Origin of the sequence: Oceanobacillus sp. FSL K6-2867 (assembly GCF_037963145.1) — a bacterium.
In the GTDB taxonomy this organism is placed as follows: domain Bacteria; phylum Bacillota; class Bacilli; order Bacillales; family Amphibacillaceae; genus Oceanobacillus.
Genome location: NZ_CP150144.1, coordinates 184,730 through 205,270 on the forward strand (window position 1 = coordinate 184,730; position 20,541 = coordinate 205,270).

Annotated in this window: 17 protein-coding genes; 8 read left to right on the forward strand and 9 right to left on the reverse strand. The window is 38.0% G+C overall.

The window, feature by feature from the left end:
* Nucleotides 1-29 precede the first annotated feature (29 nt).
* From NSQ77_RS00915 to zapA, 6 genes are all read right to left on the reverse strand, one after another.
* A complete protein-coding gene (locus NSQ77_RS00915) occupies nt 30-1,733 on the reverse strand; it encodes an AMP-binding protein (RefSeq protein ID WP_339228327.1) in 1,704 nt (567 codons plus the stop codon).
* Nucleotides 1,734-1,961: 228 nt separating this feature from the next.
* A complete protein-coding gene (locus NSQ77_RS00920; protein WP_339228328.1) occupies nt 1,962-2,369 on the reverse strand; it encodes a DUF350 domain-containing protein in 408 nt (135 codons plus the stop codon).
* A gap of 143 nt (nt 2,370-2,512) precedes the next feature.
* A complete protein-coding gene (locus NSQ77_RS00925) occupies nt 2,513-4,858 on the reverse strand; it encodes an endonuclease MutS2 (RefSeq protein ID WP_339228329.1) in 2,346 nt (781 codons plus the stop codon).
* A 31-nt stretch (nt 4,859-4,889) separates the two neighbouring features.
* Nucleotides 4,890-6,608, reverse strand: a complete 1,719-nt coding sequence (gene polX, locus NSQ77_RS00930; RefSeq protein ID WP_339228330.1) for a DNA polymerase/3'-5' exonuclease PolX — start codon at nt 6,606-6,608, stop codon at nt 4,890-4,892.
* Between the two features lie 142 nt (nt 6,609-6,750).
* Nucleotides 6,751-7,302 carry a CvpA family protein gene (locus NSQ77_RS00935; RefSeq protein ID WP_339228331.1) on the reverse strand — a complete coding sequence of 184 codons (552 nt, stop codon included), beginning with the start codon at nt 7,300-7,302 and terminating at the stop codon, nt 6,751-6,753.
* Nucleotides 7,303-7,305: 3 nt separating this feature from the next.
* On the reverse strand, nt 7,306-7,569 hold the full coding sequence (zapA, locus tag NSQ77_RS00940; protein ID WP_339228332.1) for a cell division protein ZapA: 264 nt from the start codon (nt 7,567-7,569) through the stop codon (nt 7,306-7,308).
* Nucleotides 7,570-7,695: 126 nt separating this feature from the next.
* Between zapA and rnhC the strand changes: the two genes are divergently transcribed.
* Nucleotides 7,696-8,637, forward strand: a complete 942-nt coding sequence (gene rnhC / locus NSQ77_RS00945; RefSeq protein WP_339228333.1) for a ribonuclease HIII — start codon at nt 7,696-7,698, stop codon at nt 8,635-8,637.
* Nucleotides 8,638-8,659: 22 nt separating this feature from the next.
* The gene (locus tag NSQ77_RS00950) at nt 8,660-9,358 is read left to right on the forward strand and encodes a uracil-DNA glycosylase (RefSeq protein WP_339228334.1); all 699 of its coding nucleotides are present in this window, start codon (nt 8,660-8,662) and stop codon (nt 9,356-9,358) included.
* Between the two features lie 241 nt (nt 9,359-9,599).
* On the opposite strand, the gene pheT is transcribed toward NSQ77_RS00950, so the two are convergent.
* The 3 genes from pheT to NSQ77_RS00965 all read right to left on the reverse strand — a co-directional run bounded on the left by pheT (nt 9,600) and on the right by NSQ77_RS00965 (nt 14,235).
* Entirely contained in the window at nt 9,600-12,029 is a 2,430-nt protein-coding gene (gene pheT, locus NSQ77_RS00955) for a phenylalanine--tRNA ligase subunit beta (RefSeq protein ID WP_339228335.1), read from the reverse strand.
* A gap of 26 nt (nt 12,030-12,055) precedes the next feature.
* Entirely contained in the window at nt 12,056-13,090 is a 1,035-nt protein-coding gene (gene pheS / locus NSQ77_RS00960; protein WP_339228336.1) for a phenylalanine--tRNA ligase subunit alpha, read from the reverse strand.
* Between the two features lie 407 nt (nt 13,091-13,497).
* A complete protein-coding gene (locus NSQ77_RS00965) occupies nt 13,498-14,235 on the reverse strand; it encodes an RNA methyltransferase (protein ID WP_339228337.1) in 738 nt (245 codons plus the stop codon).
* A gap of 96 nt (nt 14,236-14,331) precedes the next feature.
* Between NSQ77_RS00965 and sspI the strand changes: the two genes are divergently transcribed.
* From sspI to NSQ77_RS00995, 6 genes are all read left to right on the forward strand, one after another.
* Nucleotides 14,332-14,559 carry a small acid-soluble spore protein SspI gene (gene sspI / locus NSQ77_RS00970; protein ID WP_339228339.1) on the forward strand — a complete coding sequence of 76 codons (228 nt, stop codon included), beginning with the start codon at nt 14,332-14,334 and terminating at the stop codon, nt 14,557-14,559.
* Between the two features lie 404 nt (nt 14,560-14,963).
* Nucleotides 14,964-16,547, forward strand: coding sequence for a DUF6583 family protein (locus NSQ77_RS00975; protein WP_339228340.1), 1,584 nt, complete (start codon nt 14,964-14,966; stop codon nt 16,545-16,547).
* Between the two features lie 156 nt (nt 16,548-16,703).
* Entirely contained in the window at nt 16,704-17,927 is a 1,224-nt protein-coding gene (locus tag NSQ77_RS00980) for an ABC transporter permease (RefSeq protein ID WP_339228341.1), read from the forward strand.
* The gene (locus NSQ77_RS00985; RefSeq protein WP_339228342.1) at nt 17,924-19,057 is read left to right on the forward strand and encodes an ABC transporter permease; all 1,134 of its coding nucleotides are present in this window, start codon (nt 17,924-17,926) and stop codon (nt 19,055-19,057) included. The genes NSQ77_RS00980 and NSQ77_RS00985 overlap by 4 nt, the downstream gene beginning before the upstream one ends.
* The gene (locus NSQ77_RS00990; RefSeq protein WP_339228343.1) at nt 19,050-19,721 is read left to right on the forward strand and encodes an ABC transporter ATP-binding protein; all 672 of its coding nucleotides are present in this window, start codon (nt 19,050-19,052) and stop codon (nt 19,719-19,721) included. Before NSQ77_RS00985 ends, NSQ77_RS00990 begins: the two co-directional genes overlap by 8 nt.
* 69 nt (nt 19,722-19,790) lie before the next feature.
* Entirely contained in the window at nt 19,791-20,429 is a 639-nt protein-coding gene (locus NSQ77_RS00995) for a lytic transglycosylase domain-containing protein (protein ID WP_339228344.1), read from the forward strand.
* Nucleotides 20,430-20,541 lie beyond the last annotated feature (112 nt).

Genomic DNA, 20,541 nt, shown 5'->3' on the forward strand with positions numbered 1-20,541 from the left:
ATTATTAACTAAGAAAAAGAGCACATGGCTCAACTTGTTGTTACGGATTTTTCTGTCTGTTTGGCTGCCTCTTCGTCTATTAACTTCCTTCTTAATATCTTACCAACTGCAGTCTTAGGAAGTTCTTTACGGAATTCATATATCCTCGGAACTTTGTATGCTGCGAGATGTTTTCTGCAATATTCATTTAACGCTTCTTCGGTAATACTGTAGTCTTGTTTAAGGACAATATAGGCCTTGACCGTTTCTCCGCGATATGCATCTGGGATACCAGCGACAACTGCTTCCTGAATGCCTTCATGTTCGTAAAGAACCTCTTCTACTTCACGCGGATAAATATTATATCCTCCTGCAATGATCATATCCTTTTTTCGGTCTACAATATAAAAGTAGCCTTCCTCATTCATATAACCTAAATCGCCCGTAAATAACCATCCATCTTTTAAAACATTATTCGTTTCTTCTTCGTTATTCCAATACCCTTTCATGATTTGTGGACCTTTTACAGCAATCTCGCCCACTTCCCCAACTTCTGCTTCTTTATCAATCGAATCCATTTTAAAAATTTTACAATCCGTGTCTGGCCAAGGTACACCAATACTGCCATTAACACGATTTTCCCAAACAAAATTAGCATGGGTTACTGGAGATGATTCTGTTAATCCATATCCTTCAACTAGTTTGCCGCCTGTTATCTTTTCGAATTGATCCTGTATCTCAATTGGTAATGGTGCTGATCCACTAATACATGCTTTAATTGATGAAAGATCATATTTATACAAATCTGGATGGTTCAATAAAGCAACATAAATGGTTGGAGCACCTGGAAATAAGCTGGGCTTTTGCTTATCAATTGTCTTAAGCACGTCCAGCGCATTGAATTTGGGCATAAGAATTATTTTTGACCCTTGTTTAATCGAGAGATTCATGACGGTCGTCATACCATATACATGAAAGAACGGGAGTACGCCCATCACAATTTCACTGCCCTTTTCCGTTTTATACAACCAGTTTTCACACATTTCAACGTTCGAGGTCAGGTTAAAGTGAGTGAGCATAACACCTTTTGGATGACCGGTCGTACCGCCTGTATATTGTAATAATGCCAGGTCCTCCATAGGATCTATTTTAGGCTCGGAATAATCTGTTGATGTTCTCTCCATTATTAATTGCCACACATGTGTATCTGCACTTTGTTCGACTCTAACAACCATATTATATTCCCGCTTTTGGATAAACGGATAAATCAAATTTTTTGGAAATGGCAAGTAATCTTTAATTCCCGTAACAATCGTATGCTTTAATTCCGTATTACCTTTTACTTTTGTAACGCGTGGAAGTAAAATATCCAAACAAATAATTACCGAAGTGCCAGAATCATTTAACTGATATTCCAATTCTCGTTCTGTATAAAGTGGGTTTGTCTGTACAACTGTTCCACCAGCCATCAGAATACCATAATAGCTGATAACCGCTTGTGGACAGTTCGGCAGCATGATGGCCACCTTATCCCCCTTTCTCACTCCAAGGGACTGTAAGTAGTTTGCCATTTGTTTGGATTTAATGAACAGCTCGTGGTAAGAAAGCTCCTTCCCCATGAAATAAAGCGCTTTCTTTTCTTTGTACATATCAGCGCTTTCTTCCAAATAAACATGCAAGGCTTTTTTCTCATACTCCAGTGACGTAGGTATTTCGTTCGGGTAATGTTCATGCCATTTTCGGTTAGGTATCATTTATTCACTCCCCTTTATACTATACTATAATCATTATACCGATTAATTTCTATTTTTTTAAATCTTTTTAATTAACTTTTGATTTTTTATTATGTACAAAATAAAAGGAGAGTGACATATATAAAACATTTAAATTAAGTAAAAAATACCTACTACAACAAAAATAATTGCTACTATAATTAAGACCTTAGCTAATCGATCTAAAACCACTGTTTGTCTCTCCTCTCTTTATCGGATACTTGCTCCGATTACAAATGCCAATCCAACAGATATGATCATGGAAATGAAGCCAACCGCTTTATTTCCATTCCGGATTTCTTCATCAACTTTCATAATTGGAGTAAGAAATTCGAACATGAGGTAACCCATTAATAATAAAACAAAGCCATATACACCCCATCCAACAGATTGCAGCAGAGAATCATTGTGTTCAATGGAATAACGAAAAATTGTTGCAATCCCAAACAGCTTTCCTCCCGTTGCCATTGCAACAGCAAGGTTGCCTTTTTTTATTTCTTCCCAATTTTTATAGGATGTTACAAGCTCAAATACTGCTAAAAAAACAAGTGTGCATAAGACAAATACACTGTAGCGAGCTGCTGTAACTACGATGATATGTTCCCAAAATCCTTCCATAACAGTCAACCCCTCCTATTTTATATAGTATATTCGTCTTCATTTCAATTCAGCCATTTCAACTGATTAGTGAATCAATTGAAAATACAGTTAGGAAAGTCAGTTGCTTTCCTAACTTAAAGCAGTATGCATGAAACCGCTTATTAAAATTCAAGAACGGTTACACCACTGCCGCCTTCACCACTTCCTCCAGGCTGTGCATTCTTAATTTGTGGGTGTCGTTTTACAAATTCCTGTACTCCTTTTCTTAACGCACCAGTACCTTTACCATGAATAATATATGCCTTCGGATAGCCTGCCAACAGAACATCATCAATATATTTCTCTAATTTTAGCAAAGCATCCTCATAGCGCTCACCACGCAAATCCAGCTCTGTACTAACATGGTAATTAGATCCTTTAATAGTTGCTACTGGCTTTTCTATTGTTTGCTTTGGTGTTCCGAGAAATTGCAGTTCATGGCGTTTCACTTTAACCTTCATGATTCCTACCTGTACTAAAAATTCATTCTCGCTTATCTTTTCTAATACTTCACCTTTTTGATTTACAGTTAATAATTTAATTTCATCACCGGGCTCAAGCTCTCTTTGCTCAGCATTCTTTTTATCAGAATGCTTCGTTTGTTTTTTCGCAAGATGCGGCTGGGCGTCTTCAAGCATTTTCTTAGCTTCAATCCACTCATGTTCTTTTAGTGATACATTGGTTTTCATTTGACGAATCTCGCCAACAATTCGCTCTGCTTCTTCTCGAGCTTTCGTTAGTGCCTTTTCTGCCTTCTCTTCAGCTTTTTTATATAATTCTTCTTTCTTTTGCTCTAATTGCTTCCATTCTTTTTCGATGTCTTCACGTAATTTCTCGCTTTCGAGTAAAACTTCATGTGCTTTTTCGTAATCCCGCTCTGCATCCAGATGCGATTTTTCCAATGAAGCAATCATAGTCTCAACACTCTTCGAATCAACACCAATCAGACCTTTAGCCCGTTCAATAATATTGCTGTTCAACCCTAATCGATTCGATATTTCAAACGCATTACTTCGACCAGGAACACCAATCAGTAACCGATAGGTTGGCTGTAAGGTTTCGACATTGAATTCAACCGATGCATTGACAACATTGCTGCGATTATATCCATATGCTTTCAGTTCAGGATAATGAGTGGTTGCAATGACCCGAGCATTTCGGGAAACAACCTCGTCAAGAATAGCCATCGCTAATGCCGCACCCTCTTGTGGATCTGTTCCGGAGCCAAGTTCGTCAAAAAGGACGAGTGACTGATTATCTACATGCTTGATGATTTCTACAATATTTGTCATGTGGGAAGAAAATGTACTTAAATTTTGTTCGATTGACTGTTCGTCCCCAATATCAGCAAACACTTCTTTGAACACTGCAAGCTCACAGCCATCTAAAGCAGGCACTTGCAATCCGGACTGAGCCATCAATGTGCAAAGACCAACCATTTTCAATGTAACTGTCTTCCCTCCCGTGTTTGGGCCTGTAATGACAATTGAGGTATACGTTTTTCCAATCTCCACATCATTTGCTACTACTTCATCAATGGGAATTAATGGATGCCTTGCTTGCTTCATCTGGATAAATCCTTGATCATTCATTTTGGGTCTGACTGCTTTCATTTCCTGTCCCAATTTAGCTCGTGCTGAAATGAAATCAATTTTGCCTAACAACATCACATTTTGCTCTAAATCATATTCCTCCGCTGCAATCGATTGACTTAATCCTTTTAAAATCCTGTCTATTTCCTGCTTCTCTTTTGTAATTGCACCATGTAATTGATTGTTGAGGTCTACAATTGCTTTAGGCTCCATAAACAAGGTTTGCCCAGAGGATGACTGATCATGAACAATCCCGCCAATTGTACCTCGGTATTCTTGTTTAACTGGAAGCACGTATCGGTCATTTCGGATTGTTATAATTGCATCAGACAGCATATTGCTATTATTTCTTGTGTAGCTCTCTAATCTTTCCCGAATCCGATTCTCAAATGTACGTATGGAGCTTCTAATACTCCGCAGGCTTGCTGATGCGCTATCCATCACATGACCACGGTCATCAATACAATTTTTTATTTCCATTTCCAGTTCACGAAGAGGTGTTATTTGCTCCACTAAATCTTCAAGAATTGGCAATTCTTCTTCTAAATCCAGCTGATCGAAAAACAGCTTTACTTGTCTTCCGCCATAAATGGTATTAGCAATATCAAGACATTCTTCTGTTGAAAGCACACCACCAATTGCACTCCGTTTCAAGCTGGAACGAATATCTGTAATCCCCCCTAATGGAATAGCTTTATTTAAGCGAATAATTTGGGTCGCTTCGTCTGTTTCGTCTTGCAGCTCGATAACGTGATTTAAATCTGTTGCAGGCTTTAACTGTGATACAAGTCCCTTCCCTAACGATGTAGCTGCATGTGCTGACAGGCTTTCTGTTATTTTTTTAAATTCTAGTACACGGAGAATCCGTTCGTTCATCCTTATTTACTCCTTTAAATATGCTTCTTTATTATTTATTACGATTCAAATAACTCATAAGTTTCTCTTTTGACCACGTATTCAAAACGGTATCTTTATGAATCCACCCTCTTCTAGCTACACCAACTCCATAAGACATGTGATCAAGCATTTGGTAGCTATGAGCGTCTGTATTGATTGCGATTGTTACACCAGCCTCTTGAGCCTTCCGCACCCATTCTGCAGATAAATCAAGCCGGTTCGGATTGGAATTAATTTCTAATGCTGTATTTGTTTCTTCTGCTTTTTCGATTAATTCCTCCACATTTACGTTGTATCCAGCACGTCTGCCTATTAGTCTTCCAGTAGGGTGAGCGATCAATGATACATATGGATTTTCTAAAGCCGTATAAAGTCGCTTCATAATTTTCTCTTGTGATTGATTAAAGCTCGAATGAATGGCGCCAATGACAAAATCCATTTCACGAAGAAAATCATCGGAGAAATCAAGAGTTCCGTCCGGCAAAATATCCATTTCTACCCCTGCAAAAATATGAAAGTCTGTCCACTTTTCATTTAAAGCAGCAATTTCTTCTCGTTGTTTGCGTAAACGTAATTCATCTAGTCCATTTGCTACTCGAAGGTATTTGGAATGATCGGTAACTGCCATATAATCATAGCCCATAGCACGAACATGGTCTGCCATTTCTTCTAGTGATTGTCCTCCGTCGCTCCATGTCGTATGCATATGTAAATCGCCTTTTATATCATTAAGCTCAATTAACCTTTTTTCTTCTTTATATGCCTCAACTTCTCCCGTATTTTCTCTTATTTCTGGTGGGATGAATTGCAGTCCAAAGTATTGAAAGAACTCTGTTTCATTCGAAAATGTAACGACTTCATTTGTTTCTTCTACTTCTACTCCATACTCGCTAATTTTCTCTCCTCTTGATTTAGCGAGCTGTCTTAGTGCGACATTATGATCTTTTGAGCCAGTAAAATGATGAAGTGTTGTTGCAAACTCTGACTTTGAAACCAATCTGAAATCGACATTTATATCGTACACATCTTCCAACGTCACCGATACTTTTGTGTCACCTTTGGCGATGACTTCTTTTATATTCGGAATTGCCAGCAGTGCATCTCTAACAGCAGTTGGATTGGATGTAGCAATAATAAAGTCAAGATCCTTTATTGTTTCCCGCATTCTGCGAAGACTTCCAGCTCTGGAAAATGATTCGACTTCCTCAATTTCATCCAGATAGGCTTCAATTCTCTCTGCCAACGGGAGCATAATTGCTATTGGCAATCGCTCTGGGCGTTTTCCAGATTCTTCTAGTGCAGCGACAATTTTCTCTGCAGATTTTTTGCCAAAGCCTGCAAGATTTTCTACTTTCCCGCTTAAACATGCTTCTTTCAATGTATCCGCATCAATAACACCAAGTTCTTGATAAAGCTTAGAAAGTTTTTTGCCACCAAGACCAGGTAAACTTAGTAGTGGAATTAATCCCGGTGGAACTTGCTCTGTAAGTTCCTTTAAAACTGGAGATTCCCCTTGTTCGATAAACTCTGCAATAACGGTGCTGGTACCTTTGCCAATACCTTTGATTTTTGTGAAATCCTCAATGTCCGCTAAGGAACGATCATCTTGTTCCAAGCCTTGCGCTGCCTTACGATATGCAGATATTTTAAACGGATTTTCTCCTTTTAGCTCCATGTAAAGAGCTATTCTTTCCAATAATTGAATAACGTCTTTCTTATTAATTGCCACAACGAATCACCTATTCCTTAAGTATTCAAGTAAAACTGCGTATAAAAAGACTGATTCTATTTTAGTACATACTACCTGCTTCAAGCTTACAAGCGTATCCCTAATACGATGAATCAGTCTTCCGTGCGTAAATGGTTTGTGTCTAACTGGCTTCCCCTTCTGTATAGGTAAACCATAACTCCAGCAGCTTTTCTGAGAAATAAGGTGTTTTCTCAATTATGAAAAGTGCAATAGAAGAGTCATTAATCCAGCTCTGGATTGTTTCAATTGGTGTTAATGCTAAAATGTATAGCAGGATGAATAAAATCAAATATACTTCTAAAAATCCCAGTACAGAGCCTAGAATTTTATTAACGGATTTTATAATCGGTATAGACGCTACAAAATCGAGCATAGAGGCAATAATTTGTAATGCAATTTTAACTGCGAAAAAGATAACCGCAAATGCAATTGCATTATAAAATGCTGTCTCAAGTGGCAACGACTGTAAAAAGACTGCCCACGCACTATCATCGGTAAGTTCCGGATATGGTATCCAAAGGGATAGGTTGGGACCCAGCACATCGTAATATTTTACCGCTACAATAAACGCGATAATGTATCCAGTTAAGTGGAGCAATTGTAAGATAAGCCCCCTTTTCAGGCCCATAAAAAAACCGAAAACAAGCATGATGAATAATATAAAGTCTAACATAAATTACTTATCCTCTTTCTTTCTAAGCGAACCTAATAAGGTTGCGTAATCTTCTTTTAGTTTTTGGTAATCATTCATTGTATTTACTGCAGTTAAGACTGCTAATCTTGTTGTATCTAATTGTCGGTTCATTTCATGCAGTTCTTTCATTTTTTGATCCACAAGATCTGCGACTAATCGAACATGGCTTTCTGACTCTGGTCCAATTATCGTATATGTTCTATTATATATATCAACTGTTATACGTTGTTTTTCACCCTTGCCCATGGTGTTACCTCCTGCAAACAAAAAATTCTTCACTTAATATTAACACGAAGTACTTTTAAAAAGAAGTATTTCATTATGAAAGCTATTTTGCTATAGTCTAGATATGCAATGATTGGAGAGATATAGATGGGACAAGAAGTACATGTATTACCGATGGATACAATATACGAGATGAAATCATACTATCAGAACGAATTAAACACCACTCCCCCAGGGGCTGTCTTTCGCGCGAAAACAAATGCGGCTGTTATAACCGCCTATCAATCTGGAAAAGTTCTTTTCCAAGGGAGCGCGCCTGAAGTTGAAGCGGGAAAATGGCAGACAAGCTCAAGCAAGTCAACCTCCAGAACAGAAAAACAAGTAAACCAGAGCAAAAGAAAAACACGATTTACACCTGAAACCAGTTTGTTTACAAGCAGCCATATCGGATCGGATGAGGCGGGAACCGGTGACTATTTCGGTCCGATTGCTGTTGCTGCAGCTTATGTAAACAAAAACCAATTTGCCACTCTAAAAGAGCTTGGAGTAAAGGATTCAAAAAGCCTTACAGATCCTATTATTTCTAAATTAGCAAAGGACATCGTTAAGCTAAAAATCCCGTATTCGTTACTTGTTTTACATAATGAAAAGTATAATCGGCTGCAGAAAAAAGGCTGGTCACAAGGGAAAATGAAAGCAATGCTCCACCATCATGCGATTACAAACTTATTAAATAAAATCGGTAATGCCGAACTGGATGGCATCCTAATAGACCAATTTTGCGAACCTGCTGTCTATAGTAGACATATCGGTACAGAGAAACAACAGCTTCCAGAAAATACATTTTTTATTACAAAAGCTGAAAGCCATTCCATCGCTGTTGCTACTGCATCCATTATTGCTAGAGCAAGCTTTGTCAAACAAATGGATAAGCTTTCTGAAGCAATAGGTATCAATCTTCCTAAAGGGGCCTCTGCTAAAGTGGACCAAACAATTGCTAAGGTAATACAAACCAATGGTGATTCGATTTTAGATAAATACGCCAAGACACATTTTGCAAACACCAAAAAAGCACAGCGCTATTTATAATACTGAAAAGGAAGGGGTTTGTATGAAACAAAAAGTTTTACAAAACGACTGGGAACCCATACTGGCTAGTGAGTTCCAAAAATCATACTATCAGCAATTACGAGCATTTTTGAAAACGGAATACGCAACACACACGATTTACCCAAATATGCACAATATTTTTAATGCGTTACATTACACTTCATTTGAAAAAGTTAAAGTTGTAATACTTGGGCAAGATCCTTACCATGGACCGAATCAAGCACACGGGCTTAGTTTTTCCGTTCAACCGGAGGTAAAGATTCCACCTTCGTTACGGAATATATTTAAAGAATTACACGATGATCTTGGTCTGCCTGTTCCTGCACATGGTTATTTGGTTGATTGGGCTAAGCAAGGGGTCCTGCTTTTAAATACAGTTCTGACTGTAAGAGCTGGCCAAGCCCACTCACATCGAGGCAAGGGCTGGGAAGTATTCACAGACCGAGTCATCGACATGTTAAATACTAAAAAAGATCCCGTTGTCTATATCCTTTGGGGAAGTGCAGCGCAAAGTAAAATTAAGCTGATCGACACGAATAAACATTTCATAATTCGCGCTCCTCATCCTAGTCCATTATCTGCACACAGGGGCTTTTTCGGCAGCAAACCATTTTCAAAAACGAATGCCATTTTGAAAGAAATCGGACTGAATGAAATAAATTGGGATTTGCCACCAAAAGAAAAATATATTGATCAATAATTACTATATATCTGATAATGCAGCTGAATAGACTGGAATGTTTGGAGGTTTAGTATGAACCAATCTACTCACTAGAGAGAGGTAATCGAATTTAAAAGGTGCTGCACGGCTGGATTGATTGTGATTAATTTTATTAGAATCTGCCATTAATTTGGTCGCCAGCTTGTTAATCCTTGATGACAGCTCAGAAAGTGAAAAAGCTTACCTGCCATTATAGATGACAGGTAAGCTTTTAATTTGTTTAGGATCTTACATATGCGTTGAACTTTTCATTAACGGCTGTAATTATGTTTTGGTAGGATTCTTCTACTTCCTCATCCTTCAGCGTTTTTTCTGGATGCTGATAAAGTAAGCTGTATGCAATCGATTTCTTACCGTCTTCTAGGTTATCACCTTGATACAAGTCAAAGATTTCCACTCGATTAACAAGGGGAGCACCAACTTCTTCAATTACTTTTCTCACATCACCGGCATGAACATTTTCATCTAAAATAAATGCAATATCTCTTGCAATGGAAGGATATTTTGGAATTGCAGTAAAGGATGGTACAGCATTATATGCCGAAAAAACTTCTTCCAGGTTTAAATCAAACACATATGTTTCTTTTAAATCAAGTTCTTTTTGCAATGTTGGGTGGAGCTGACCGATGAACCCAACGGTTTTATTACATACTTCTACTAACGCACATCTTCCCGGGTGCATATCAGTTAACTTCGTTTGGCTAAATGTTGCGGGAACTTGCAGATAATCAAATAATCCTTCAACAATTCCTTTCACAACATAAAAGTCAACTTCCTTTTTCTCTTGCTGCCAAGCTTGCTCGGACCAAGTTCCTGTTAGAGCTCCAGAGAGACGAAGTTGTTCATTTGGCTGTTTTGTTAGCTCATTTTCCCCTGAAATAAAAATACTTCCCATTTCATAATAGCCAAGATTTACTTGACTGCGCGCACGGTTATAGGACAGCACATTTAATAATTCTGGTAAAATACTTAGACGAAGGTACTTATGATCCTCACTCATTGGCATTGCCAGAGCAACCGGTGCAGTCGTTTCATTAGCAACCTCTGGGCTAATCAAGCGTTTCACATCATACCCATTCGTTAAAGAATAGGTTAATGTTTCCATCAAACCTGCACTTTGAATAAAGTTTTTAACCCGACGTTTCAATTGTTGTCTTACGGTCAAGCCTCCAGACTGTCCCGCACCCTCAGGCAATGTAAATGGAAGGTTATCGTACCCGTAAATACGAGCTACCTCTTCAAGCATATCCTCAAACAGGGTAATGTCCCCACGGCGAGTCGGCACGTGAACAGTAAAATGATCGTTATTCTGATTGTAATCAAATTGCAGTCGTTTCAGAATAGAAGCAATTTCTTCCGTTGTCATTTCTGTACCTAGACGATTGTTAATATGTGCTGTATCCATTTCGACAACTTTTTCTGTTCGATCTAACGTATCAAATTCAGCAGTTCCAGTCATTACTTTACCACCAGCATATTGCTGCAGCAGTAAGCATGCACGAACTCCTGCTTTACGGACACGGTTTGGATCGACTCCTTTTTCAAATCTCGTACTGGATTCACTGCGCAGACCAGTTTGCTTTACTGTTTTTCTAACTGTAATAGCATCAAAATAAGCAGCTTCCAATAATACATTCGTTGTCTCACTCGTAACTTCTGAATCCAATCCACCCATAACACCCGCTAAGGCTACAGATTCCTTACCATTTGTGATAACGAGATTCTCGTCTGTTAATGTTCGTTCTTGTCCGTCCAATGTTGTTAGGGTCTCATCATTTTTCGCACGGCGTACAACAATTTTTTCAGAGCCAAATTTATCATAATCAAATGCATGTAATGGCTGACCATATTCGAGGAGCACATAATTTGTAATGTCAACTACATTATTAATTGGACGAATGCCAGCAGCTATTAAGTAATTTCTCATCCATAATGGAGATGGTTTGATTTCCACATCTTTTATCATAAATGCCCCGTAATATGGATTTAAATCAGCTGCTTCAACATCAACGGAAACATAATTAGCTACTACTTCTGAATCTACCACTTGAACTGCTTCATCCGGAAGTTTTACCGGTTGATCAAGGATTGCTGCGACTTCATATGCAACACCAAGCATACTTAATGCATCTGCACGATTTGCTAAAACATCCAATTCAAGAACTGCATCATTTAAATTAAGCAGGTCGTCAACAGGCTCTCCGACTGCTGCATCTTCCGTAAATACAAAAATACCATTCGCAATATCGGTTGGGATATATTTTTCTTCGATACCCAGCTCTTTAAGCGAACAAATCATACCGTTCGATTCAATTCCACGAAGCTTGACTTTTTTTATTTTGAAATTACCTGGAAGAACTGCCCCCGGCTTTGCAACTGCAACCTTTTGACCTTGTGCCACATTTGGTGCTCCACAAATAATTTGTAATTTCTCCCCTCCTACTTCAACTTGGCACAGGTTTAATTTGTCTGCATCTGGATGTTTTTCGCATGACTCTACATAGCCGACTACAACATTGGTACTTTTTTCAGCCACATATTCAACACCCTCTACTTCAATCCCTGACTTCGTAATTTTTGCCGCAAGCTCTTCTGGCGTTAAATTTCCTAAATCAACGTATTTTTTTAACCAATTATATGATACTAACAATTGTTTTACCTCCTTCGTGTTATCACTTATGCTTTATGGTATTGCTTTAAGAAACGGATATCATTTGCATAGAAGTTCCGAATGTCATTCACACCGTACTTCAGCATGGCAATTCGTTCAGGACCCATCCCAAACGCAAATCCGCTGTATACCTCTGGGTCATATCCGCCCATTTCAAGTACTTTAGGGTGAACCATCCCTCCACCAAGAATCTCAATCCATCCAGTTCCTTTGCACACACTACATCCTTTTCCATCACATACCTTACAAGAAATATCCATCTCTACGGAAGGCTCTGTAAATGGGAAAAAACTAGGACGCAAACGGATTTCACGATCCTCACCAAACATTTTCTTAGCGAATTTATCCAATGTTCCTTTTAAATCACTCATGCGCACATTTTTATCTACATAAAGCCCTTCAATTTGTGTAAATTGATGAGAGTGTGTTGCATCATCCGTATCACGGCGGTATACCTTTCCAGGACAAATCATTTTAAAAGACTTTTCTCCGTTAAATTCCTGCATTGTACGTGCTTGAACTGGGGAAGTATGTGTACGAAGCAGTAATTCATTTGTAATATAGAATGAATCCTGCATATCCCGAGCTGGGTGATTCTTCGGTAGGTTCAATGCTTCGAAATTAAAATAGTCTGTCTCCACTTCTGGACCTTCTCTTACCTCATAGCCCATTCCAATAAACAAATCCTCTATTTCTTGAACAATACTTGTTAGTAAGTGAGGACCTCCTACCTTTACCGGACGGCCAGGCAGCGTAACGTCAATTGTTTCTGCTTCAAGCTGTTTCTCCAATTCTTCCATTTCTAGCTTTTCTGTTTTTTCTTCAAGTGCCGTTGTAATAGCGGCTCTTACAAGGTTAGCAATTTCACCGACAACTGGACGTTCTTCCTTAGAGAGTTTGCCCATCCCACGTAACACACCAGTTAAAGATCCCTTTTTCCCTAAATATGCAACTTTAATATCTTGCAATTCTCGAATTGTCTCTGTTGCGATTATTCTTTGCAACGCTTCAGCCTGTATAGCCTCTAATTGTTCTTTCATAATAATTACCTCCTTGAATATGTGATTAAAATCATGGCAAGTTAACATAGCTAGCTGCCTGAGTGGAGACCTTCGTTGCTCTTTACACAAATAAAAAAAGCCTCCATCCCTAAAAGGGACGAGGCTGTTATTTCGCGGTACCACCCTTGTTGACAGAATATATGTATGAAAAAGCATACGATTGCTGCCCAACTTAACTTGATAACGGAATAAATCCGGAACACCTTTACTTCAAACGAAGGTCCAAGTGTCAGCTCCAGAGTGAAATGTTCGAATTCCTGCGATAGAAATGCTTTCAGTCATAGGCATTTCTTCCCTGCTTCGCATCCTGAGTAAGAACGAACTCCTTCTTCGCTTTCATATTTAGATTACATTCATTATAGATAATTTCAATGATACTTGCAAGATTATCTTTTAAGGTGATACATGAGAATTCCTGCTGCAATACTTACGTTTAAAGATTCTGCCTGTCCATAAATCGGAATCTTCACCGCTCTGTCTGCTTGTTCAATCAAATCAGCCTGTACACCAGCACCTTCATTCCCTAAAATAATTGCCACTTTGGCTTTTGGAATAATGTCATTATAATTGGAAGCTTTTTCTAACGAAGTTGCCCAGATTTCAAACCCTTTTTGCTTTAACTTTGTAATTTCTTCCCCGAGGTCTGCATGAAGCACTGGGATATGAAAAATCGAGCCTTGAGTAGACCGAATAACCTTATCATTATAAAGATCCACTGTCCCATCTCCAAGAATAATACCATCCATTCCTGCAGCATCCGCAGTTCGAATGATTGTTCCTAAATTACCAGGATCCTGGATCGAATCAATAAGAAGCAAATGATTCCCATTTTGCTCTGACTGTTTATAGCTTTCAATGACGGCAATTATTCCTTGTGGGGTCGCAGTTTGTGAGATGTAGGCCATTACATTTTCGCTGACTGAAACAACTGGATAGGCATTTGTCCAGTTCGGTAGTTCAACGTCTTTCTGCATAATGACTTCACGAACCGTCCAGTTACTATTCACTGCTTCTTCCACTAAATGAAAGCCTTCCACTAGAAAAGCACCAGCTTGTATTCTTTCTTTTCGTTTATGCAGTTTTTTCCATTGTTTTACTTTTTCATTTTTTACTGAAGTAATCATTGATTTCATCCTTCTTATTATTTCTTCATCCATCATACATATTTTTAGGTGCGTTGGTCAAACTATCGTTAGTTTGAGAAGTGGAGGTGTGTTTACATGAATTTAAATTTAAGAAAAGCAATTTTGTCCAATATCGCAACCAACGATCAGCAGCAGTTGGAGGCAACGATTGTTGATGCTATTCAAAACGGCGAAGAAAAAATGCTTCCGGGCCTTGGAGTGCTGTTTGAATTAATTTGGAATCAATCAGCAGAACAGGATAGAAAAGAAATGGTCGATGCATTAGAGCAAGGTGTTAAATCTGCGTCTCAAGGTTTGCAATAACGAGAAGACTGTGGGGAAATGGCTTCCATCTCCCCTATTCTATTCCAACTATCATAATAAATCCTGAAAATACCTCCTGCATCCGAAAGTTCCCTCTTATACCGCCCAAACCAAATAAAAATAAGCAAAAATACCTAATCGCAAGCCTATCCTCATTAAAAATTCACAGCAAAAACAATAATTATTACCTTTTTTTACCATTTAAATAGTTAAAATAACCTGCTAAATTATCTTGAATTTAAGACTAATAAAAGCCTTTTGGATTAGGGGGTTTCGAATTTTTTTTAGAACCATTTGACTAGTTTGTTTTTAAATGATATAAAAAGTTGAAACAGTTTGTTATTATATGTTTCAGAGATTCATAATAAACTCAGAAAGAAGAAGGAAAAGAAAGGGGTAAGTTTGTGGAAGGTACAACGAATGAACAACAGAAAAAAGGAGTTTCCAAAGGTTTAATAGCACTTATCGTAGGAATTGTCGTATTAGCTGGCGGAACAGCTTTAGCATTTATGCTAATCAAGGATTCTCCGAAGAATGCATATTTTCTAGCTGAAAAAGACACATGGGAATACATGGTGGAACGTGTAGAGGAACGTTACCAGCCTGAATTTGACTGGTATGAAAAAACACAGAATGATAAGACTGCTTCATCGGTAGAATTAACTGCTGAATATAATGATCCCGCTGCAGGCAGCACAGGATACGGCATGGATCCTGCAACATTAATCAACAACTCCAGCATAAAGCTTGATTCTCAAACCGATATGGAAAACAAACAAGTTTACACGGGTATCACAGCCAATATCGCTGGGATGGAAATAAGTGATCTGGAAGTCTTTGTAACAGATGAAAAAGTAATGGTTGGAGTGCCTTTCCTGGAGGAAGTTTTACAGTTAAACGATCAAGATTTTGGCCCTCTTCTGCATGAAGTAGATCCTGCAACATTTACGGGTGAGGAAACACTTGGATTAGATACAATGTTTGAAAGCGCAGGAGAAATTTTCCCTGAAGAATACAAAACTCATCTAGAAGATGAATATTTTAAAATGGTTTATGACGAATTGCCAGATGACGCGTTTAAGAGCAGCGATGAAACGGTTGAAGTAAACGGCGAATCAATTAAATCTGAAAAAATCGTTCTGCACCTTACTGAGCAGCAGGTTAAAGACATTTTAACAACTGTATTAGATAAGATGCAAAAGGATGATAAATTAAAAGAAATCATCAAAGAGCAAATGGTTGCTCAGCAATTTGGCGGCATATATATGGATGATGAATTGGATACATTTATGGAAGATTTTGAAGCTGGTATTTCAGAAGCAAAAGATGGATTAGAACAAATAAAGATTCCAGATGGGTTAACATCAACATTGTGGATTGCTGACAAAAAGATCGTTCAACGCGAATTTGTTCTTGAAATGGGAGCGAACGCAGAAGAGCTTGCAAAAGTTTCTATTACAGGCTCACAATTATTAACAGATGAAAATCAATTCTTTGACTATGACTTTGCCTTTTCTGATGCATATGAAGAAGGCACAATGAATATTGCAGGAGACCTGAACTGGAAGGACAATGAAGCTAAAGACTCTATTAATCTAACAGTTGAAGATTTTGTTCTATCATATGACGGAACAGAGACACTTGCAGATGGTACACGTGAATTTAATCGTGTGTTTACTGTTGAAGACCCTGCCAGTGGTGGCGGAAGCCTACATTGGAGTGGAGATGCAACGTATGAAGCTGATAAAATGAATTCAGCACATCAATTCTCTTTAGAAACTCCAGACTTTAGTCAAGATATGTTCACATTAAATATGAATACCGAAGGTCAGACAATTGATTCTGTTGAATCATTGAGTGAAGATAATGTGAAAGACCTAGGTAGCATGTCTACTGCAGAGCTACAGGAATACTTCGAAAACGATGTAGCACCAAGCTTCCAGCAATGGCTGTTTGGCCTTATGTCTGGCAGCGGTATGGGATTTTAAATAATTCTAACGGCTTTTAAATAAGGTACAAAAAGGCGGATGGAAAGGACCGAGAAGTTCAAGTTCCCATTTTGCCAACGAAGAAATTCGATGTGTCATTTTCACCGGTCTTTTTGAACTACCTTTAATTTATAAACACGAAACGAGCGTGCCACAATGCATTACATGAGACACATACAATTATTCATAAAAAATCATTTAATGCAGCTAAGGAGGAAGTGGTTATCACTTCCTCTTCTTTTCATGTTTCCGATTATTATTGTCGGGCTGACTGCTGCAATTATAATTACATATTTTATGCCTACTGAGAAGGAAACCGTTCAAGTAGGCTTAGTCAATTTAGATGAAAATGAACAAACTGAGCTTATCGTCAAGCTTATCGAACATTCTTCGCAATTGGGATCATTTATAGCAATACATAGCATGACTGAGAAGGAAGCAGAAACAGCAATAGAAAATAATAAAATTAGTTCGTATATTACGTTTCCAGATCAATTCACCCATCATCTAATGCAAGGCCAATCAGTTGAAATTCCTGTGACTGGAAACCCAAATCAACAAGCAGAAAGTCTTCTTGTAAATGAGCTTATTGAAAGTGTTTCCCGTCACATCCGTGCTTCACAAGCAAATATTCTTGCGATTAATTTTTATGCGCGGGAATTTGGAATGAATGATGATGAAAGAAATGATTTTGTTTTCGAGCAGTTTAAAGACTTTCTGCTCTACACAGTCGGACGTGACCGCGTGCTAACAGAAAGGGAAATCACTAATCTCGCAACGTCTTCTCCAATTCAATATTTTGCTGTTGGAAGCTGGTTTATCCTTATTTCAATATGGCTCTTGACGATTTATAATTTTTTTACGAAAGAAAACCCAATGCTTCTAAGAAATCGGATGCGTCTGTACGGTGTGCTTGAAATTCAGCAGACAATCGCAAAAATGTTTGTTACTGTAATTGTTACTGTAATTTTTGCTGGATTATCTTTTCTCGTTTTAAAAAATACTTTGGAGGAAACGGTTATTCCAGTAGATTATCTGCGAATTACAATACTCACATTGTTATACAGCGGAATTTTTATGCAATGTCTTGGCATTATTGAATCACTTATTACATCGCATAAGCTTCGATTATTAATGCAATCCTTATTCACAATCTCGTCTGTAATTATTAGCGGTGCGATTATTCCAGTTATCTATTACCCATTATGGATTCAAAAACTGCTTCCTTATTTATTTTCATATGAAGCTTTAAGCTGGATACAGGATATTTTATTAAATAATAGACTTTATGCAGATTATATTCCCCTCCTTTTAATGAACGCTGCAGCAGCATTCATATTGATTAGTATTTCTGTTTGGAAGGAGCGTGCTGCCATATGATGTCAATCATCAAAACTCGATTAATGAACTGGAAGAAGCATTGGATTTCCCATCTTTTCTGGTTTCTGTTCCCAATCCTTGCGACTGTTTGTATGATACAAGTTACAAATATAGTACAAGAAGATAGTAAAATCCCCATTGGAATGGTTGTTAAAGAGGATAGCGCGCTTGCAGATTCACTGCTTGGAGCAATGAAAGACTCCCCTCTTCTACGCGTTTATGAATTGAGTGAATCAGAAGCGCGCAATCGGATTGAAAGTCATGAACTTGATAGTGCATTTATTATAGAAGACGGGTATGAAGCAAAAATATTGCGTGGCAGTCGCAATCGCCTCTTAACAAGCTATCAATCCAACCTTTCCTTTGCCTATACACCAATTAGAGAAATGCTTATTTCTTACGTACAGCAAGACACAGGTAAAGCAAAAGCTGCTCATACCATTATCAATCTGCAGGAAAGCATACAGCCTGAAACAACGGTTTCGTTCGAGGAAATTATTGCAAAAACAAATGAAATCCAAGCACAGGAAAATTTACTTGCTACAACATTTTCTTTTTATAATGATTCAAGTGGAGGAACAACAGATGACATTACCATTTGGAATATTTGGGGACTTTGGGCCATCTTCAGTATCCTATCCACACTTCTATTATCCGACTGGCTAATGAAGGAGCGGAACTCAAGTATTATGCCTCGATTTGCTTTTATCCGCTTTACTTATAAACAATACGTTATCCAAAATCTTGCTGTTTACCTGGCAGCTTTCTTGTTATTTGACTTCTTAAGTATCATTGTATTTAATCAATTGCTTGATGAAATCATCAGTTTGGAACTAATTGGTGCAATTATTTCATTTCGGATATTTATCAGTACAGGTGCTTTCTTACTAGCATTTCTGTTTAAAAAAAATTACATTTATTACAGTTTTTCATTCATCCTCGTTTTATTTTTAATCATATTAAGCGGGGCAATACTACCTATCGATGGACTGACAGCACGATTTCCGTTGCTATTAGATGTAAACCCGCTTCAGCCGCTTTTGGATCAAACACTTTGGAATCCATGGCTTGTGGTTACCCTTGCTTTTGTTAGTATCTGGTTCGCAAAAGGAGAGAAATTAAATGCTTAGTGTACAATCAATTGCAAAATCCTATGGAAAAAAACAAATCTTAAATCAAATCTCCTTTTCCGTGCTGCCCGGTGAAATTATTGGTCTTGTTGGAGAAAATGGCGCAGGTAAGTCCACGTTGTTAAACATTATGGCTACCCTGGCAAGCCCGACAAGCGGCAATATTTTTCTCTATGACAAACCGTATCGTGAAAAGCGAAAAGAGGTTCGTAAGCAAATTGGCTATGTTCCTCAGGATATTGCGATTTGGGAAGATTTTTCCGTAGAAGAAAACATGGTCTTCTTTGAGAAGCTTTCATGGAATAGTAAAACGAAACAAGAATTACGGCAGCTTTGTCTGGACATGGAGCTCGATAAATGGAAAGAGCCTGTAAAAACATTATCGGGTGGAATGAAACGGAAACTGAACATGGCGATTAGTTTAATCCATGACCCCGACCTGTTGCTTCTTGATGAGCCAACCGTTGGTATTGATTTAAAATCCAAAAAGGAAATCGGCAACCATCTAAAAAATCTTGCAATAAAAGAAAATAAAATGGTTATGTATACTTCCCATGATATGGATGAAATCAGTACGCTTTGTGATCGCATCATTTGTATTGGAGAAGATCCATTTTATAAGAACCTGCTTGAGGAAGCAAATAAGCAAATTGTCACATTTTAGTATTGCTAAACCTGTCCGCTAATCGTAAAATGATAGATAGTAGAAAGAATTGGAGAGGAGTGAAGCCCGATGGAAATAAGAGATTTGCAGCAAATGCTTCAATATCAAGCATTAGCAATTATGTCAGGTAATCCTGCTGCAACGATATCAGAAACCAACCAAACGTCGGCGATATCCTTTCAACAGCTATTATTAGAAAAAATGAATCAAGCACAACGATTGAATAGCATACCTACAGATAATCGAAACAATCTACCATACAATATATATAATACCAATCCTGATACTAGTTATCGAGTTGGAGCAACTACACCAAACTATCAGGCAGGACCTACTAATTACCAAGCGTATATTAATGAAGCAGCGCAAAAATATGGGGTTGATGAAAATCTAATCCATGCTGTTATTAAACATGAGTCAAATTACAATGCGATGGCCAAAAGCTCTGCCGGTGCCCAAGGATTGATGCAGCTTATGCCTGGAACAGCAGCAGGTTTAGGCGTAACAAATTCTTTTGACGCCCGCCAGAACATAGATGGCGGAACGAAGTATCTAAGCCAAATGCTTACACGTTATAATGGAAACATTGAGCTTGCGTTAGCCGCTTACAATGCTGGTCCAGGAAATGTGGAGAAGTATCAAGGTATCCCACCATTTAATGAAACACAAAATTATATTCGAAAAGTTATGGGGAGTTACCTGGCATAGCTTTTTATTAAAGGAAATTCCGATTATTGAATCGGGGTTTCCTTTTTTTGCTTGAGTTATTTTATACGGTGAATAGCGTTAAAACTATAAAATGAATCGCTTTTCATTTTTG